The 16,920-nt window shown below is 72.6% G+C and carries 14 protein-coding genes and 1 tRNA gene; 14 read left to right on the top strand and 1 reads right to left on the bottom strand.

What is annotated here, in order from left to right:
- Nucleotides 1-652: 652 nt before the first annotated feature.
- Nucleotides 653-1,666: a tyrosine-type recombinase/integrase gene (locus tag ACFYVJ_RS24290; RefSeq protein ID WP_388895049.1), complete on the top strand. Its 1,014-nt coding sequence runs from the start codon at nucleotides 653-655 to the stop codon at nucleotides 1,664-1,666.
- Nucleotides 1,667-1,959: 293 nt separating this feature from the next.
- Here the strand turns inward: ACFYVJ_RS24290 and ACFYVJ_RS24285 are convergent.
- Nucleotides 1,960-2,031 (bottom strand) — tRNA-Arg (locus ACFYVJ_RS24285).
- A gap of 164 nt (nucleotides 2,032-2,195) precedes the next feature.
- Between ACFYVJ_RS24285 and ACFYVJ_RS24280 the strand changes: the two genes are divergently transcribed.
- From ACFYVJ_RS24280 to ACFYVJ_RS24220, 13 genes are all read left to right on the top strand, one after another.
- Entirely contained in the window at nucleotides 2,196-2,648 is a 453-nt protein-coding gene (locus ACFYVJ_RS24280) for a response regulator (RefSeq protein WP_388895046.1), read from the top strand.
- 63 nt (nucleotides 2,649-2,711) lie between these two features.
- The gene (locus ACFYVJ_RS24275) at nucleotides 2,712-3,755 is read left to right on the top strand and encodes a DALR anticodon-binding domain-containing protein (protein ID WP_388895043.1); all 1,044 of its coding nucleotides are present in this window, start codon (nucleotides 2,712-2,714) and stop codon (nucleotides 3,753-3,755) included.
- A 42-nt stretch (nucleotides 3,756-3,797) separates the two neighbouring features.
- Nucleotides 3,798-5,186 carry a diaminopimelate decarboxylase gene (gene lysA / locus ACFYVJ_RS24270; RefSeq protein WP_388895039.1) on the top strand — a complete coding sequence of 463 codons (1,389 nt, stop codon included), beginning with the start codon at nucleotides 3,798-3,800 and terminating at the stop codon, nucleotides 5,184-5,186.
- A gap of 157 nt (nucleotides 5,187-5,343) precedes the next feature.
- Nucleotides 5,344-6,636, top strand: a complete 1,293-nt coding sequence (locus tag ACFYVJ_RS24265; RefSeq protein ID WP_388895036.1) for a homoserine dehydrogenase — start codon at nucleotides 5,344-5,346, stop codon at nucleotides 6,634-6,636.
- 36 nt (nucleotides 6,637-6,672) lie between these two features.
- The gene (gene thrC / locus ACFYVJ_RS24260) at nucleotides 6,673-7,737 is read left to right on the top strand and encodes a threonine synthase (RefSeq protein ID WP_388895089.1); all 1,065 of its coding nucleotides are present in this window, start codon (nucleotides 6,673-6,675) and stop codon (nucleotides 7,735-7,737) included.
- A gap of 409 nt (nucleotides 7,738-8,146) precedes the next feature.
- Complete coding sequence (gene thrB, locus ACFYVJ_RS24255) at nucleotides 8,147-9,118, top strand: homoserine kinase (protein ID WP_047018139.1); 972 nt, start codon at nucleotides 8,147-8,149, stop codon at nucleotides 9,116-9,118.
- 545 nt (nucleotides 9,119-9,663) lie between these two features.
- Nucleotides 9,664-11,646: a transcription termination factor Rho gene (gene rho, locus ACFYVJ_RS24250; RefSeq protein ID WP_388895032.1), complete on the top strand. Its 1,983-nt coding sequence runs from the start codon at nucleotides 9,664-9,666 to the stop codon at nucleotides 11,644-11,646.
- A gap of 207 nt (nucleotides 11,647-11,853) precedes the next feature.
- Nucleotides 11,854-13,002: an LCP family protein gene (locus tag ACFYVJ_RS24245; RefSeq protein WP_388895029.1), complete on the top strand. Its 1,149-nt coding sequence runs from the start codon at nucleotides 11,854-11,856 to the stop codon at nucleotides 13,000-13,002.
- 219 nt (nucleotides 13,003-13,221) lie between these two features.
- Complete coding sequence (rpmE, locus tag ACFYVJ_RS24240; protein ID WP_018840095.1) at nucleotides 13,222-13,443, top strand: 50S ribosomal protein L31; 222 nt, start codon at nucleotides 13,222-13,224, stop codon at nucleotides 13,441-13,443.
- Nucleotides 13,444-13,586: 143 nt separating this feature from the next.
- Entirely contained in the window at nucleotides 13,587-14,666 is a 1,080-nt protein-coding gene (gene prfA, locus ACFYVJ_RS24235; protein WP_388895026.1) for a peptide chain release factor 1, read from the top strand.
- A 37-nt stretch (nucleotides 14,667-14,703) separates the two neighbouring features.
- Entirely contained in the window at nucleotides 14,704-15,561 is an 858-nt protein-coding gene (gene prmC / locus ACFYVJ_RS24230) for a peptide chain release factor N(5)-glutamine methyltransferase (RefSeq protein ID WP_047018144.1), read from the top strand.
- A gap of 13 nt (nucleotides 15,562-15,574) precedes the next feature.
- Entirely contained in the window at nucleotides 15,575-16,222 is a 648-nt protein-coding gene (locus tag ACFYVJ_RS24225; protein WP_388895023.1) for an L-threonylcarbamoyladenylate synthase, read from the top strand.
- A complete protein-coding gene (locus tag ACFYVJ_RS24220; RefSeq protein WP_388895021.1) occupies nucleotides 16,219-16,851 on the top strand; it encodes a protein-tyrosine-phosphatase in 633 nt (210 codons plus the stop codon). The genes ACFYVJ_RS24225 and ACFYVJ_RS24220 overlap by 4 nt, the downstream gene beginning before the upstream one ends.
- Nucleotides 16,852-16,920 lie beyond the last annotated feature (69 nt).

The raw sequence follows: 16,920 nt of genomic DNA, 5'->3' as shown, positions 1-16,920 counted from the left end.
TCGGTAAGCCCGCCACCCTGTGGATACCTCACACATCCGGCATACCGCAGGGATCACGAGACGTCAGCCCGCACGACACCACGCTTTGAATCTCAATAGCTGGTGCAGGGCCTGGGCCTGGGAAGGCCACGCTGGCGTCAGCAACATGTTCCTCGACTATCTCGGCATGCCCCGCGCGCGTGAGCACTCCGTGCGCCTACCCGGGCTTCCACGTCCTGGCACCGTGCGCCCTTGCGTACCGAACCAGCGGACAGGAGCACGCTCGAAGCAGGAGCTACACGAGGAGCGCGCATGGACCGTTTCAGGCATCAGCATCCAGATCCTGGGAAGCCCGGTAGGGCGTCTGGCCGGTGCCGTGCTCCGGGACGACATCTCACACACGGCGATGGGGCCGGGCTGGCGGGGCAGTTGGCGGAGCTGTTCGGGTCGGAGTTGGTGCGGGCGTTGCGGGCTGGGTTGGCGTCGGGGCCCGAGGCGGCCTTCGGGGCTCGGGTGCCCTCGGAGGTCAGTTGGTACGCCTTTGCCGTGGATTATGCTCAGGCGCACTGGATCGGCCGTTCCGCTCATAACTCGGCGGGAGAGGAGTGAGGCGCTGGCCGCGATCACACGGGCGATGCTCTATCCGGTGCCGCGGCGGCCGAACGAGACTCTGTTGCACCGATCCCTGCAGAGCTGGGCGTTCACCGAGCGCGGACCTCAGGCGGAAGAAGTCCCGGCGGATGCCCGGCGGGTGCTGGACTGGGTGGCGCGTGCGTCGCGTCCGCTGGCCGATCTCCACGACCCGGCAGTGGCGCGCGGTGTGCTGGACGCGCTCCACCGCAAACGTGACGGTTCCGCCGCCGCGGTGGAGACAATGCGGCGTAAGCGCAAGGTCCTTTCCAGCGTCCTGCACTACGCCATCGAGCGCGGCGAGCTGTCCAGTCACCCGCTCAAACAGATCCGCTGGAGCACCCCGCGACAGGTCAAGGCCGTGGACCCGCGTGTGGTCATCAACCCGCTGCAGGCCCGCAACCTGCTCAGCGCGGTCTCCTACGTCGGCAACTACGACCGCGCCAAGGGCCGGCGGCTGGTCGGCTTCTTCGCCGGCATGTACTACGCCGGACTGCGTCCGGAGGAGGCGGCAGCCGTAGCAGCGGCCGACTGCACGCTGCCCACCACCGGCTGGGGACGCCTGATCGTCAACCGCACTCTGCCTCAGGCGGGGAAGAAATGGACCGACAGCGGGCGCCGGCACGACGATCGCGGACTGAAGAACCGCCCGCCCGGCGACACCCGAGTGGTACCGCTACCGCCCCACCTGGTCGCGATCTGGCGCGAGAGCGTCGACACCTTCGGAGTCGCCGAGGACGGCAGGCTGTTCTTCAACGAACGCGTCGGCTCCACGACCTACTACCGCGTCTGGGCAGAAGCCCGCACCCTCGCCCTGCCACCCCGGTGGATCCCGACCCCACTTGCCGCCCGGCCGTACGACCTGCGCCACTCAGCCCTGTCCACCTGGCTGTGCTCGGGCGCAGACCCCGCCGAAGTCGCCCAGCGCGCAGGCAACAGCGTCGAAGTTCTCCTCACCCGCTACGCCAAGTGCCTCTACGACCGGCAGTCCATCACCAACAACCGGATCGAGCACCTGCTGACCGCGTACGACCCGCCCTCCGACAACGAGGAATAGTCACGCCATCCGCCAGGGAATCGACCACCGAATCCGTTCGCATTTCACCAACCGGAGCGTCATCATGCCTAGTCAGGAGGGGGATGGATGGAGCGAGTCTCCACCTCACTCCGCAGAGATTGGCGGTTCGTGACGGCACCTCGCAGGCTTCTGACCTGGCATCAGGCAGCGATAACGGGCCGTGGCCTGCCCCGCGAGCGTGGAAGTGCAACGGTCAAAGGACCGTTTGCCTTCTGGCATGAACACAGAGAGCCCTGCCCTGCATACCCGCAGGTCAAAGCCCTGATCATCTGTGCCCCCGGCAGGATTCGAACCTGCGCACACGGCTCCGGAGGCCGTTGCTCTATCCCCTGAGCTACGGGGGCGTGTCCGCCGCGTGGTGGTGCGGTGACGGGTAGAACCCTACCAGCTTCGTGGGGGTGGTCGGGTACTGGGTTTTGGGGGTGGGGGGCGGGGTGTGTGTGCAGGTCAGGGGCGGAAGTGCCCAAAAGCCGGACGTAGGGGGGCGGGCGCGCCTACCCTTTTCCATGTGCCTGGCTTGTCCGGTCGGGTCCTTGTCGTCGATGACAACAAGGTGATCCGGCAGTTGATCAGGGTCAATCTCGAACTTGAAGGTTTCGAGGTCGTGACCGCGGCCGATGGTGCCGAGTGTCTGGAAGCCGTCCATCGGGTGCGTCCCGATGTGGTCACGCTCGACATCGTCATGCCCCGGCTCGACGGGCTGCGGACCGCGGCCCGGTTGCGGGCCGATCCGCGGACGCGGGGGCTGCCGATAGCGGTGGTCAGCGGGTGCACCGAGCTTGAGGCCGAGGCGGGGCGGGCGGCCGGGGTGGATGCGTTCGTGGCCAAGCCCTTCGAGCCCGTCGATCTCGTACGGGTCGTGCGCCGGCTCGCCGCGCGGCGCGCTTCGCAGCGGGTCGGTGGGGGCGTCGCCGGGGACGCCGCCGACGACGCGGAGCCCGCCGGGTCTCCGGTGTGCTGAGCCGGGGACGAGTCCGGTAAAAGGGTTCGCCTCCCCACCCCGTCCCTCTCGTACGCTGGTCCCGTGGACCCCGCAGAGCTCACCGGCACCGTGTTGCGTACGGTGCGATCCGCCGCGGTGGGTGAGCTCGGCGCACCCGTGCCGGCGCGCGTCGTCGTGGAGCGCCCGCGGCCCGGGGGCTGCGGCGACTACGCCACCAACGCCGCCCTGCAGCTCGCCCACGCCGCCGGCCGCGATCCTCTCGACGTCGCCGCCCTGCTGCGCGACCGGCTCGCCGCCCAGCCCGGCATCGCCGCCGTGACCGTCACCGGGCCCGGGTTCCTCAACATCACCCTGCGGCCCGCAGGCGATTCCGTCGAGGACGCCCTCGCCGCCGGGCAGCTCTTCGGGCACGGCGACTTCCTCCGCGCGCAGTCCTTCCGCCTCGTCCCCGACGATCATCCCCGCGCCCTCGTCCTCGCCGCCTCCCTCCGGCGCCTCCTCCTCGCCGCCGGTGCGTCGGTCGGCGAGCAGGGGGATCTCGTACGGGTACGGGCCGTGCCGGCCGCGGACGGCCCCCGCCCCGGTCCAGGTCCCGGTCCCGACGGGTTTCCCTCCGACGTGCTGCGCTGGGCCTTCCTGCGTACCCCCGCCTACCAGCGGTCCCGCCTCGCCCCCGCGCTGCTCCTCCGCCGCGAGCCCAACCCCCTCTTCCGTATCCAGTACGCCCACTCCCGCACCGCCGCCCTCGCCCGCGCCGCCGCCGCGCTCCGGATCGGCGACACCAGCACCAGCACCGGCACCAGCGCCGACACGCCACCCGCCGCGCCCCCCGCCGCCCCCGTACGGCACACTCGCTCCGACGGCGTCCTCCGCGCCGCCATCGGCGAGCTCCCCGCCGTCGTGGAGACCGCCGCCCGCCGCCGCGCGCCCGACCGGCTCGCCCGGCACCTCGACGTCCTGGCCGGCGCCTTCCTCGGCGCCGAGGCGGCCCACCCCGCCCTGCCCAGCGGCGACGAGGAGCCCACCGCCGTGCACCGGGCCCGGCTGCGGCAGGCCGCCGCCGCCGGCGTCGCCCTCCGCAACGGCCTCGGCCTGCTCGGCATACAGGCGCCCGAGTACGTGTGAGCCACCCGTGAGAACCCCGCACCACCGAAGGAGTACCCCGCCGTGAGCCGATCCGCCCACCCCGCCGGCCCCCGGCACGGCGACGTGCTGCCCGAAGGGCACTACGCCGCACCCCCCGCCGACCTCAACGACCTCGACTCCCGCGTCTGGGCCCGTACCGTCGCCCGCGGCGCCGACGGCGTCGTCACCGTCGGCGGGCTGCCCGTGACCCGGCTCGCCGAGGAGTTCGGCACCCCCGCCTACTTCCTCGACGAGAACGACTTCCGCGCCCGCTGCCGCGCCTGGACCGACGCCTTCGAGGACGCCGACGTCTTCTACGCCGGCAAGGCGTTCCTCTCCCGCGCCGTCGTCCGCTGGCTGCGCGAGGAGGGGCTGAACCTCGACGTGTGCTCCGGCGGCGAGCTGGCGACCGCGCTGGCCGCCGGGATGCCCGCCGAGCGGATCGCGATGCACGGCAACAACAAGAGCCCGGCCGAGATCGAGCGGGCCGTGGAGGCCGGCGTCGGGCGGATCGTGCTCGACTCGTACCAGGAGATCGTCCGCGTCGCGCACCTCGCGGAGCGGCTCGGGAAGCGCCAGCGGGTGCAGATCCGGGTGACCGTCGGCGTCGAGGCGCACACGCACGAGTTCATCGCCACCGCCCACGAGGACCAGAAGTTCGGCCTCGCGCTCGCCGACGGCCAGGCGGCCGAGGCGGTACGGCGGGTGCTGAAGCTCGACTCCCTGGAACTGGTCGGCATCCACAGCCACATCGGCTCGCAGATCTTCGACATGGCCGGCTTCGAGGTCTCCGCCCGCCGCGTCGTCGGGCTGCTCACCGAGATCCGCGACGAGCACGGGGTGGAGCTGCCCGAGATCGACCTCGGCGGCGGCCTCGGCATCGCGTACACGCCCGAGGACGACCCGCGCGAGCCGCACGAGATCGCCAAGGCCCTGCGCGACATCGTCTCCCGCGAGTGCAGCGCCGCCGGTCTCGCCGTGCCGCGGCTGTCCGTCGAGCCGGGCCGCGCGATCGTGGGCCCCACGGCGTTCACGCTGTACGAGGTCGGCACGGTCAAGGAGCTGGAGGGGCTGCGTACGTACGTGAGCGTGGACGGCGGCATGTCGGACAACATCCGCACCGCGCTCTACGACGCCGACTACTCGGTCGCGCTGGCCTCCCGCGCGTCCGCCGCCGAGCCGATGCTCGCCCGCGTCGTGGGCAAGCACTGCGAGTCCGGCGACATCGTCGTACGCGACGCCTACCTCCCTGCGGACCTCGCGGTCGGCGACCTGCTCGCGGTGCCGGCCACCGGGGCGTACTGCCGCGCGATGGCGAGCAACTACAACCACGTGCTGCGCCCGCCCGTGGTGGCCGTGGCGGACGGCGCTGCGCGGGAGATCGTGCGCCGCGAAACGGAGGAGGACCTGCTGCGGCTCGACGTGGGCTGAGCGGCGGGCTGAGCGGCAGCCCGGTCATATCTCAGGGATATCTCAGGACGTAAACGGTACGTCTCGGCATCCGGACAAGGCGCCGCAATCGCCCGCCGCTGCGTGAGACTGGAATCGCCCCCCATCGGTGCACGTGAGGAACGAGGAACGAGGTCGTATGAGCGAGAGGCGTCCGCTGAAGGTCGCGCTCCTGGGCTGCGGGTCCGTCGGCTCCGAGGTCGCGCGCATCATGACGGCGAACGCCGCCGACCTCGCCGCCCGCATCGGGGCCCCGGTCGAGCTGGCGGGCGTCGCGGTGCGGCGCGCGGGCGTGCCGCGGCCGGGGATCCCGGACGAGCTGGTCACCACGGACGCCACGGCGCTGGTCAAACGCGGCGACATCGACATCGTCGTCGAACTGATCGGCGGTCTGGAGCCGGCCCGTACGCTCATCACCACCGCCTTCGAGCACGGCGCCAGCGTCGTCACAGGCAACAAGGCGCTCCTCGCCGAGGACGGCCCCAGCCTGCACGCCGCCGCCGCCCGGCACGGCGCCGACCTCTACTACGAGGCCGCCGTCGCCGGCGCCATCCCGCTGGTCCGCCCGCTGCGCGAGTCGCTGGCCGGCGACAAGGTCAACCGCGTGCTCGGCATCCTCAACGGCACCACCAACTTCATCCTCGACCGCATGGACACCTCCGGCGCCGGCTACACCGAGGCGCTGGAGGAGGCCACCGCGCTCGGCTACGCCGAGGCCGACCCCACCGCCGACGTCGAGGGCTACGACGCCGCCGCCAAGGCCGCGATCCTCGCCGGCATCGCCTTCCACACCCGGGTCCGCCTCGACGACGTGCACCGCCAGGGCATCACCGAGATCACCGCCGCCGACATGGCGTCCGCGACCCGCATGGGCTGTACGGTCAAGCTGCTCGCCATCTGCGAGCGCACGCCGGACGGCTCGTCCGTCACCGCGCGGGTGCACCCTGCGATGATCCCCAGGACCCACCCGCTGGCCTCCGTGCGCGAGGCGTACAACGCCGTCTTCGTCGAGGCCAGCGCCGCCGGGCAGCTCATGTTCTACGGCCCGGGCGCCGGCGGCGCGCCGACCGCCAGCGCCGTGCTCGGCGACCTGGTCGCGGTCGGCCGGCACCGGCTCAGCGGCGGCAGCGGTCCGGGGGAGAGCGCGTACACGCAACTACCGGTGGCGCCGCCCGACGGCGTCGTGACGCGGTACCACATCAGCCTCGACGTGGCCGACCGGGCGGGCGTGCTCGCCCACGTGGCCGCGGTCTTCGCCGAGCACGACGTGTCCATCGACACGGTCAGGCAGCAGGGCAAGGACGGCGAGGCGTCGCTCGTGGTGGTCACGCACCGGGCGACGGACGCCGCGCTGGCCGCGACGGTCGAGGCGCTCAGGCGGCTGGAGACCGTCCGCGGCGTGGCGAGCACCATGCGGGTCGAAGGGGAGTGACGTAAGGAAATGGACGCAGTGATCGACGAACCGCGAATGTCCGGCACCCGCCAGTGGCGGGGCGTCATCGAGGAGTACCGCGACCGGCTGCCGGTCACGGCGGAGACTCCGGTGGTGACGCTCCGGGAGGGCGGGACCCCGCTGGTGCCGGCCCAGGTGCTCTCCGCGCGCACGGGCTGCGACGTCCATCTGAAGGTGGAGGGCGCCAACCCCACCGGGTCCTTCAAGGACCGCGGCATGACGATGGCGATCTCCGTGGCGAAGCAGTCCGGCGCCCAGGCCGTCATCTGCGCCTCGACCGGCAACACCTCGGCCTCCGCGGCCGCCTATGCGGTACGGGCCGGGCTGACCTGCGCCGTGCTGGTGCCGCAGGGCAAGATCGCGCTGGGCAAGATGGGGCAGGCGCTCGTGCACGGCGCGCGCATCCTCCAGGTCGACGGCAACTTCGACGACTGCCTGACGCTGGCCCGCGCGCTGAGCGAGAAGTACCCGGTGGCGCTGGTGAACTCCGTCAACCCGGTGCGCATCGAGGGCCAGAAGACCGCGGCCTTCGAGGTCGTGGACGCGCTCGGGGACGCCCCCGACATCCACGTCCTGCCCGTCGGCAACGCGGGCAACATCACCTCGTACTGGAAGGGCTACCGCGAGTACCACGCGGACGGGATGGCCACCCGCACCCCCCGGATGTGGGGCTACCAGGCGGCCGGCGCGGCGCCGATCGTGCGCGGCGAGCCGGTGAAGGACCCGAGCACGCTGGCCACCGCCATCCGCATCGGCAACCCCGCCTCGTGGGAGCTGGCCGAGCGGGCGCGCGACGAGTCCGGCGGGCACATCGAGGCGGTCACCGACCGGCAGATCCTGCGGGCGTACAGGCTGCTGGCCGCGCAGGAGGGCGTCTTCGTCGAGCCGGCCTCGGCGGCGAGCGTCGCGGGGCTGCTGCAGGCCGCCGAGCAGGGCCGGGTCGACCCGGGTCAGCGGATCGTCTGCACGGTCACGGGCAACGGCCTGAAGGACCCCGACTGGGCGGTCGCCGGCGCCCCGCAGCCCGTCGCCGTGCCGGTCGACGCCGACGCGGCGGCGGAGCGGCTGGGGCTGGCCTGACCGCGGCGCACCCGCGGCCCGCGCACCGGCCGGGCATACCCGCGTACGGCACGGGCGCACCGGCGTACGGCACCGGGACCAGCCCGTCCGGCCTGGGCAGACGGCCGTACGGCCGGCTCCCGGGGCGCACGCGGTGCCGGCCGGTCCGCCGTGCGCCGGGGACGTGCGCGGGCCGCGCATCGAGCGCCTCCTGTGCGCCCTATGTCGCAGGGGAACCCACCTTCGATAAGCTGGCGTTGAGCCCGCCGGTCGAGTGTCCCGGGCACCCCCTTCCGCATGTCGTCCGCACCGCCCGTCCGCGCGCGCACGGCGTGCCGCGGGGGCGCCGGTCGGGCACAGTCGTAACCGAGCTGATTTCCCCCACCGCCCGGGAGACCGGGTGAGAGTCACAAGGAGAGTCACGCAAGCGATGGCCGGTCCAGCCTTCCGCGCCGCGCCCGTACGCGTCCGCGTACCGGCGACCAGCGCCAACCTCGGCCCCGGCTTCGACACGTTCGGCCTCGCCCTCGGGCTGTACGACGACGTGGTCGTCCGGGTCGCCGAGTCCGGGCTGCACGTCGACATCGCGGGCGAGGGTGCGGAGAACCTGCCGCGGGACGAGTCCCACCTGCTCGTACGGGCCATGCGCAGCGCCTTCGAGGCGCTGGGCGGGCAGCCGCGGGGCCTCGAAGTGGTGTGCGCGAACCGCATTCCGCACGGCCGCGGGCTCGGTTCCTCCGCCGCGGCGATCTGCGCCGGCATCATCGCCGCGCGGGCGGTGACGATAGGCGGCGCCGAGCGGTCGGGCGTCCTGGACGCCCCCGAGCGCGCGGCGCTGCTGGAACTGGCGACGGAGCTGGAGGGCCACCCCGACAACGTCGCGGCGTGCCTGCTCGGCGGGTTCACGCTGGCCTGGACGGATGACGGCACGGGCGGCGCGGGTACGGCCCCGGGGGACGCCCCCGCGGCGGTACGGGCCATCCGGCTGGAGCCGGCCGGGGGCGTGGTGCCGGTGGTGTTCGTGCCGGGCAACCCGCTGTCCACGGCGGAGGCCCGCGGCCTGCTGCCCCGTACGGTGCCGCACGCCGACGCGGCGCTGACCGCCGCCCGCGCGGCGCTCTTCGTCGAGGCGCTGACCAGGCGCCCCGAGCTGCTGCTCACCGCCACCGAGGACCGGCTGCACCAGGACTACCGGGCGCCCGCGATGCCGGAGAGCACGGCGCTGGTGGCGCGGCTGCGTGCGGACGGCGTGCCCGCGGTGATCTCCGGCGCGGGGCCGACGGTGCTGGCGTTCGCCGAGGACGGCGCGGCCGAGAAGGTCGCCCGTTCGGCGGGCGAGGGCTGGGCGGCCAACCGGCTGGCCCTCGACCGGGAGGGGGCGAGCGTGCTGCCGCTGGCCTGACGGCCGCGGCGGCCGTGCCACGCGCCGTACGCGGGCACCACGCGCAGGTCAGCGGGCCCGCGCGGACCGCCGCCACGACGACCCGCACCACCGGCCGCACAACACGGAACCGGGCCCCGGCGCCGGGAGAGGGGGAATGTCTGCAGGATCCGATAGTGTTAACCTCAAGGCAGCACCAGCGCACTCCAGTCGTAGGTTCCACACGGCCGTGCTGTGTGCTGGGGTCTCTCCGGGCCGCAGGGCCCGGGGGCAGGTCCCACAAGGGGAATTCCCCAGCGGGGCAGCCTTTCTTCCGGGAGCCTTCCACATTGCCTGAGCAGCCTGCCGGTGCAGTGACGCTCCCGAATCGGCACCGCTGTCGTGCGTGACACCCACCCGAGTGCCTCGCGCCATCAGCATGCCGACCCTGCACAGTCTTCACCGCCGTACGGCGGACCACCGCACCGACGCGGACCCGCGGACGCAAACGCACGGGCCGCAGCCGGAGAGCACGACCGGTCGCCGAGCCAGACAGGCCGACGCACCGCTCCAGGGAAGGACCCTTCGTGAGCGACACCACCGATCTGATGGGCGTCAACGCAGAGAACGCCGCCAGCCCAGCTTCTGGGGGTGCCTCCCAGCAGGAGACTGGGGCAGCTCCCGCAACCACCGCCGGTTCGACCAGGCGCCGTCGCGGCGCCGGCCTGGAGGGCATGGTCCTGGCGGAGCTCCAGCAGATCGCATCCGGCCTCGGGATCCGGGGCACCGCTCGGATGCGCAAGAGCCAGCTCATCGAGGTGATCAAGGAGAGGCAGGGCGCCGACGGCGGCAAGCCCGCCGAGGCCAAGGCCGAGAAGGCCGCCGACAAGGCGGGCAAGGACGCCCAGGCCGACGGCGGCGCGGCCAGGCCGAAGCGCCGGGCCACCTCCCGGGCCCGTACCGACGCGGCCGAGCAGGCCGACGGTGACGGCCGCAAGGACGACGGCGACTCGCGGATCGACATTCCCGGCCAGCCCGTCAAGGTGCAGGACACCGGCGCCGAGCAGAACGGCGGCGAGAAGGCCGACCGGGCCGACAAGGCCGAGAAGGCGGAGAAGGCCGACAAGTCCGAGAAGGGCGGCGACGCCAAGCAGTCCGGCGACGGCGGCCGGCAGAAGGGCGACCGCCAGGGCGGCGGCGACCGGCAGGGCGGGCGCCGCGACCGGCAGAACCGCCGCGGCAAGGGCGACGACGGCGGCGGTCAGGGCGGTGGCGGCGGCCAGCAGAACCAGGGCGGCGGCCGGCAGCAGCAGCAACAGCAGCAGGACGACGACTTCGACGGCGGCCGGCGCGGCCGCAGGGGCCGCTACCGCGACCGCCGCGGGCGCCGCGGCGGCCGCGAGGACTACAGCGAGCCGCAGATCGCCGAGGACGACGTCCTGATCCCGGTCGCGGGCATCCTCGACATCCTCGACAACTACGCCTTCGTCCGCACCTCCGGCTACCTGCCGGGCCCGAACGACGTCTACGTCTCGCTGGCCCAGGTGCGCAAGAACGGCCTGCGCAAGGGCGACCACGTCACGGGCGCGGTGCGCCAGCCGCGCGACGGCGAGCGCCGGGAGAAGTTCAACGCGCTCGTCCGGCTCGACTCGGTCAACGGCGAGGGCCCCGAACAGAGCCGCGGCCGGGCGGAGTTCGGCAAGCTCACCCCGCTCTACCCGCAGGACAGGCTGCGTCTGGAGAGCGACCCGGGCGCGCTGACGCCGCGGATCATCGACCTCGTCTCGCCCATCGGCAAGGGGCAGCGCGGCCTGATCGTGGCGCCGCCGAAGACCGGCAAGACGATGATCCTGCAGTCGATCGCCAACGCGATCACCACGAACAACCCCGAGTGCCACCTCATGGTCGTCCTCGTCGACGAGCGGCCGGAAGAGGTCACCGACATGCAGCGGTCGGTGAAGGGCGAGGTCATCTCCTCGACCTTCGACCGCCCGGCGGAGGACCACACCACGGTCGCCGAGCTGTCCATCGAGCGGGCCAAGCGGCTCGTCGAGCTGGGCCACGACGTCGTCGTGCTGCTCGACTCGATCACCCGCCTCGGCCGCGCGTACAACCTGGCGGCGCCCGCCTCCGGCCGCATCCTGTCCGGCGGTGTGGACTCCACGGCGCTCTACCCGCCGAAGAAGTTCTTCGGCGCCGCGCGCAACATCGAGGACGGCGGCTCGCTGACCATCCTGGCCACCGCGCTGGTCGAGACCGGCTCGCGGATGGACGAGGTGATCTTCGAGGAGTTCAAGGGCACCGGCAACATGGAGCTGCGGCTCGACCGCAAGCTCTCGGACAAGCGCATCTTCCCCGCGGTCGACGTGGACGCCTCCGGCACCCGCAAGGAGGAGATCCTGATGGGCAGCGACGAGCTGGCCATCGTCTGGAAGCTCCGCCGGGTGCTGCACGCGCTGGACCAGCAGCAGGCCATGGAGCTGCTGCTGGACAAGATGAAGCAGACCAAGAGCAACGCGGAGTTCCTGCTCCAGATCCAGAAGACCACGCCCACGCCCAACGGCGACTGACGCGCAACCCGGCGCCGGTCCCACGCGAACCGGTGCAGGTCGGGCAGTTTTCGTAGGCAAAAGCCTCCCCTTGGAACGAGGGGAGGCTTTTGCGCGTTCAGCAGTACGTGTGTAACCCTTTTAGGTGATCCCTGTCGGGGAATGTGGGGAAAAGTTCGGATTGACCCGCGGTTAACCAGGGACCTGACCGGCTGAGGTGAGGAGCCGATGACGGAACCGTACGACGTCGGGGATCCCGGCCACCGGCCGCGCAGCCGCCGCCGCAAGGCGGTCCTCGTGGCGGTCTGGACGCTCGTCGGGGTGATGGTCCTCGGCGGGGCCGGCTTCACGTACCTCTACTTCCGCTTCAACGGCAATCTGACCAGCGTCGACCTCGACGCCAAGCTCGGCGGCGACCGGCCGGAGGACCTGCCGAACGGCTCCATGGACATCCTCGTCCTCGGCTCCGACTCCCGGGCCGGCGACAACGCCAAATACGGCCGTGACGGCGGCGGCGCCCGCTCCGACACCGCGATGATCGTGCACGTCTACGAGGACCGGAAGCGCGCCAGCGTCGTCAGCATCCCGCGCGACACCCTCGTCGACCGCCCCGAGTGCAGCCGCGACGACGGCGAGACCGCGCCGGCCGCGAAGCGCGCCATGTTCAACGAGTCGTACTCCGTCGGCGGCCCCGCCTGCACGGTCAAGACCGTGGAGAAGATGACCGGGGTGCGCATGGACCACTTCGTCGAGGTCGACTTCAGCGGCTTCAAGCGGCTCGTCAACCAGCTCGGCGGGGTGGAGATCACCACCCGCCAGGACATCGACGACCCCGACAGCCACCTCGACCTCAAGGCCGGCACCCACACCCTGGACGGCGAGCAGGCGCTCGGCCTGGTCCGTACCCGCAAGGGCGTCGGCGACGGCAGCGACCTGGGCCGGATAGAGCTGCAGCAGGTGTTCGTCAAGGCGCTGGTGCAGCAGGTCGGCCAGGTCGACCTGCTGACCAGCCCCGCGAAGCTCATCGGGCTGGCCGACACCGCCACCAAGTCGATCACCACGGACGACGGCCTCGGCACGGTGAACAAGCTGCGCCGGCTCGCCGAGAGCCTGGGCGACATAGGCCCGAACGACATGCAGATGGCGACCCTGCCGGTGACGGCCGACAAGCAGGACAGCAACCGCGTGGTGCCGATGGGGAAGGAGTCCGCGCAGGTCTGGAAGGCGCTGCGGGAGGACCGGCCGATACCGAAGTCCGCGCTGAAGGGGAACGCGGGCGGGCAGGGCGAGCGCGACGTGGTCGCCGCCCCGCCGGCCGGCGGCGACGGCCTGGAGGAGGTCGCGCCCGGCGGCGGTGCACAGGCGGCGGCCGGCTGACCCCGGAGCGTGAGCGCGCGGGCCCGTTTCCGCGCCCTCCGCACCCTGACCGGGCCGCCGTCCGTGCGTCACCCCCCGTGGTGCCCGGCGTGGAATAAAGCGGGCCCGGGACCCGTTTTGGCGAGCACGACCGGTCCTCGTAGACTGGTACGTCGGCCCCGGTTCACGTGACGCATCCCGCCGATCGACCCGGAGCCCTCCCGAACCTAGGAGAATCCCTTGAAGCGCGACATCCACCCGGAGTACGTGGAGACCCAGGTGAGCTGCACCTGTGGTAACTCCTTCACCACCCGGAGCACCGTCACCTCCGGCACCATCCGCGCGGACATCTGCTCCGCGTGCCACCCGTTCTACACGGGCAAGCAGAAGATCCTCGACACCGGTGGCCGCGTGGCCCGCTTCGAGGCCCGCTTCGGCAAGCAGGCCGCGGCGAAGAAGTAGCCCGTCCGCGTGCGCCGGGCCGGCCGCCCCGAAGAGGGGCGGACCGGGCCGGCGCACGTTTTTCGTCCCGCCCGGCCGGCAGTTTCCTCCCACCCGGCCGCCCGCGCCTGGTCCTGCTACTTCCCCCTACGGAGCGCCCCACGATGTTCGAGGTCGTCAAGGATCTCATCGGCGAGCACGCCACCCTTGAGGAGCAGCTCGCCGACCCCGGCGTGCACGCCGACCAGCGCCGCGCCACCAGGCTCAACAAGCGCTACGCCGAGCTCACCCCGATCATCGCCGCCTACCGCGCCTGGGAGCGGGCCGGCGAGGACGCCGCCGCCGCCCGCGAGCTGTCCGCGGAGGACCCGGACTTCGCCGCCGAGGCCAAGAGCCTGGACCGGGAGCGCGAGGAGCTCACGGAGCGGCTGCGGCTGCTGCTCGTACCGCGCGATCCCAGCGACGACAAGAACGTCATCCTGGAGGTCAAGGCGGGCGAGGGCGGCGAGGAGTCCGCGCTCTTCGCCGGCGACCTGCTGCGGATGTACCTGCGCTACGCCGAGCGGCAGGGCTGGAAGACGGAGCTGCTGGACGCCAACGAGTCCGACCTCGGCGGCTACAAGGACGTCTCCGTCTCGGTGAAGCTCAAGGGCGGCGGCGCCGCCGAGCCCGGCCAGGGCGTGTGGGCGCGGCTGAAGTACGAGGGCGGCGTGCACCGCGTGCAGCGGGTGCCGGCCACCGAGTCGCAGGGCCGGATCCACACCTCCGCGGCCGGCGTGCTGGTGCTGCCCGAGGCCGAGGACGTCGACGAGGTCGAGATCGGACCCAACGACCTCCGCATCGACGTCTACCGCTCCTCGGGCCCCGGCGGCCAGTCCGTCAACACGACGGACTCCGCGGTACGCATCACGCACCTGCCCACCGGCATCGTGGTCTCCTGCCAGAACGAGAAGAGCCAGCTTCAGAACCGGGAGCAGGCGATGCGTATCCTGCGGGCGAGGCTGCTCGCCGAGGCGCAGGAGGAGGCGGAGAAGGAGGCGGCGGACGCGCGCCGCAGCCAGGTGCGTACCGTGGACCGGTCGGAGCGCATCCGCACCTACAACTTCCCGGAGAACCGGATCTCCGACCACCGGGTCGGGTTCAAGGCGTACAACCTGGACCAGGTGCTCGACGGGGAGCTGGACGCGGTGATCCAGGCATGCGTGGACGCGGACGCCGCGGCCAAGCTCGCGGACGCGGGCTGAGCACCGCACGGGATACGGCCGAGGGACCGGAGGGATCGTGAACCTGCTGCTCGTCGAAGTGGCACAGGCCACGCGGCGGCTCGCCGACGCCGGCGTGCCCTCCCCGCGGTTCGACGCGGAGGAGCTGGCGGCGTACGTGCACGGCGTGCCCCGCGGTGAGCTGCACCGCGTCGCCGACGCCGACTTCGACGCCCGCTACTGGGAGGCCGTCGCCCGCCGGGAGGCCCGCGAGCCGCTGCAGCACATCACCGGCGTCGCCTACTTCCGCTATCTGGAACTCCAGGTCGGCCCCGGCGTCTTCGTGCCCCGGCCGGAGACCGAGTCCGTGGTGGACTGGGCCATAGCGGCCGTCCGCGCCATGGACGTCGTCGAGCCGCTGATCGTCGACCTGTGCACCGGCTCCGGCGCCATCGCGCTGGCCATGGCGCAGGAGGTGCCGCGGGCCGCCGTGCACGCGGTCGAGCTGGAGGAGACGGCGCTCAACTGGGCGCGCAAGAACGCCGCGCACAACGACGGCGGCGCCCGGGTCGTGCTGCACCATGGAGACGCGCGCACCGCGCTGCCGGAGCTGAACGGCCAGGTCGACCTGGTCATCAGCAATCCGCCGTACATCCCGCTGACCGAGTGGGAGCATGTCGCCCCGGAAGCCCGCGACCACGACCCGCAGGCCGCACTCTTCTCGGGCGAGGACGGCCTCGACCTCATCCGCGGTCTGGAGGTCGCGGCCCGGCGGCTGCTGCGCCCCGGCGGGGTGCTGGTCGTCGAGCACGCCGACACCCAGGGCGGCCAGGTGCCGTGGCTCTTCACCGAGGAACGCGGCTGGGCGGACGCCGCCGACCACCCCGACCTCAACAACCGGCCTCGATTCGCGACCGCCCGCAGGGTCCGTACCTGAGAAGGAGATTGACATGGCACGGCGCTACGACTGCAGCGATGCGGCCGATCGCAAGACCGGGCTGCGCGAGGCCGCGTCCGCAGTCCGCCGCGGCGAGCTGGTCGTCCTGCCCACCGACACGGTCTACGGCATCGGTGCCGACGCCTTCGCCGACGAGGCGGTGGCGGCGCTGCTGGACGCCAAGGGCCGCGGGCGCAGCATGCCCACCCCGGTGCTCATCGGCTCGCCGAACACGCTGCACGGGCTCGTCAAGGACCTCAGCGAGGAGGCGTGGGAGCTGATCGACGCCTTCTGGCCGGGTGCGTTGACCGTCGTCGCCACGCACCAGCCGTCGCTCACCTGGGACCTGGGCGAGACCCGCGGCACGGTGGCGGTGCGGATGCCGCTGCACCCGGTGGCGCTCGAACTGCTCAAGGAGGTCGGCCCGATGGCCGTCTCCAGCGCCAACCTCACCGGCCACCCCGCCCCGCAGGACTGCGACGCCGCCCAGGAGATGCTGGGGGAGTCGGTCTCGGTCTATCTCGACGGCGGCCCGACGCCGGCCGCGGTGCCGTCCTCGATCGTGGACATCACCGGCCGCACGCCGGTGCTGCTGCGCGAGGGCGCGGTGACCGCGGAGCAACTGCGCGAGGTCGCAGGCGGGCTCGAGGTCGCCAGTTGACCGCGCCCGAAGGGCGCACGGGGGACATACAGGGATTCCGGATCCTCCACGTCAGCACCGGCAACGTCTGCCGCTCGCCGATCACCGAGCGGCTGACGCGGCATGCCCTCGACGTGCGCCTCGGCCCGCGGCCCGCGGCGGGCATCGCGGTGGAGAGCGCGGGCACCTGGGGGCACGAGGGCGCGCCGATGGAGGCGCACGCGGCGACGGTGCTGCGGGAGTCCGGGGCGGACCCGGACGGGTTCGCGGCCCGGGAGCTGCGCGACGAGCACGTGATCCGGGCGGATCTGGTGCTGACCGCGACCCGGGACCACCGGGCGCAGGTGATCTCCATGGGCCACTCCGCGGGGCTGCGCACGTTCACGCTGAAGGAATTCGCCCGGCTGGTACGCGCCATAGATTCCGCCACGCTGCCGCCGGCCCGCGAGGGGGCGGTGGCGCGCGCGCACGCGCTGGTCCAGGCCGCGGCGGCGCTGCGGGGCTGGCTGCTGGCGCCCAGCCCGGCGGCGGACGAGGTGTACGACCCGTACGGGGCGCCCGTGCCGTACTTCCGGCGCATCGGCGAGGAGATCGGGCAGGCGCTGGACCCGGTGGTGACGGCGCTCACAGGGGTGCCGGCGGCCGCCTGACGATGGCCGGATGCAACCGGTCGGGCGCCTCGCGGGTCTATTTCTGTACGGCCCGGACGGGCCTTGCGT

Source organism: Streptomyces sp. NPDC004134, from assembly GCF_042874195.1.
GTDB lineage: Bacteria > Actinomycetota > Actinomycetes > Streptomycetales > Streptomycetaceae > Streptomyces.
This window is presented reverse-complemented; position numbering and strand designations above follow the sequence as displayed.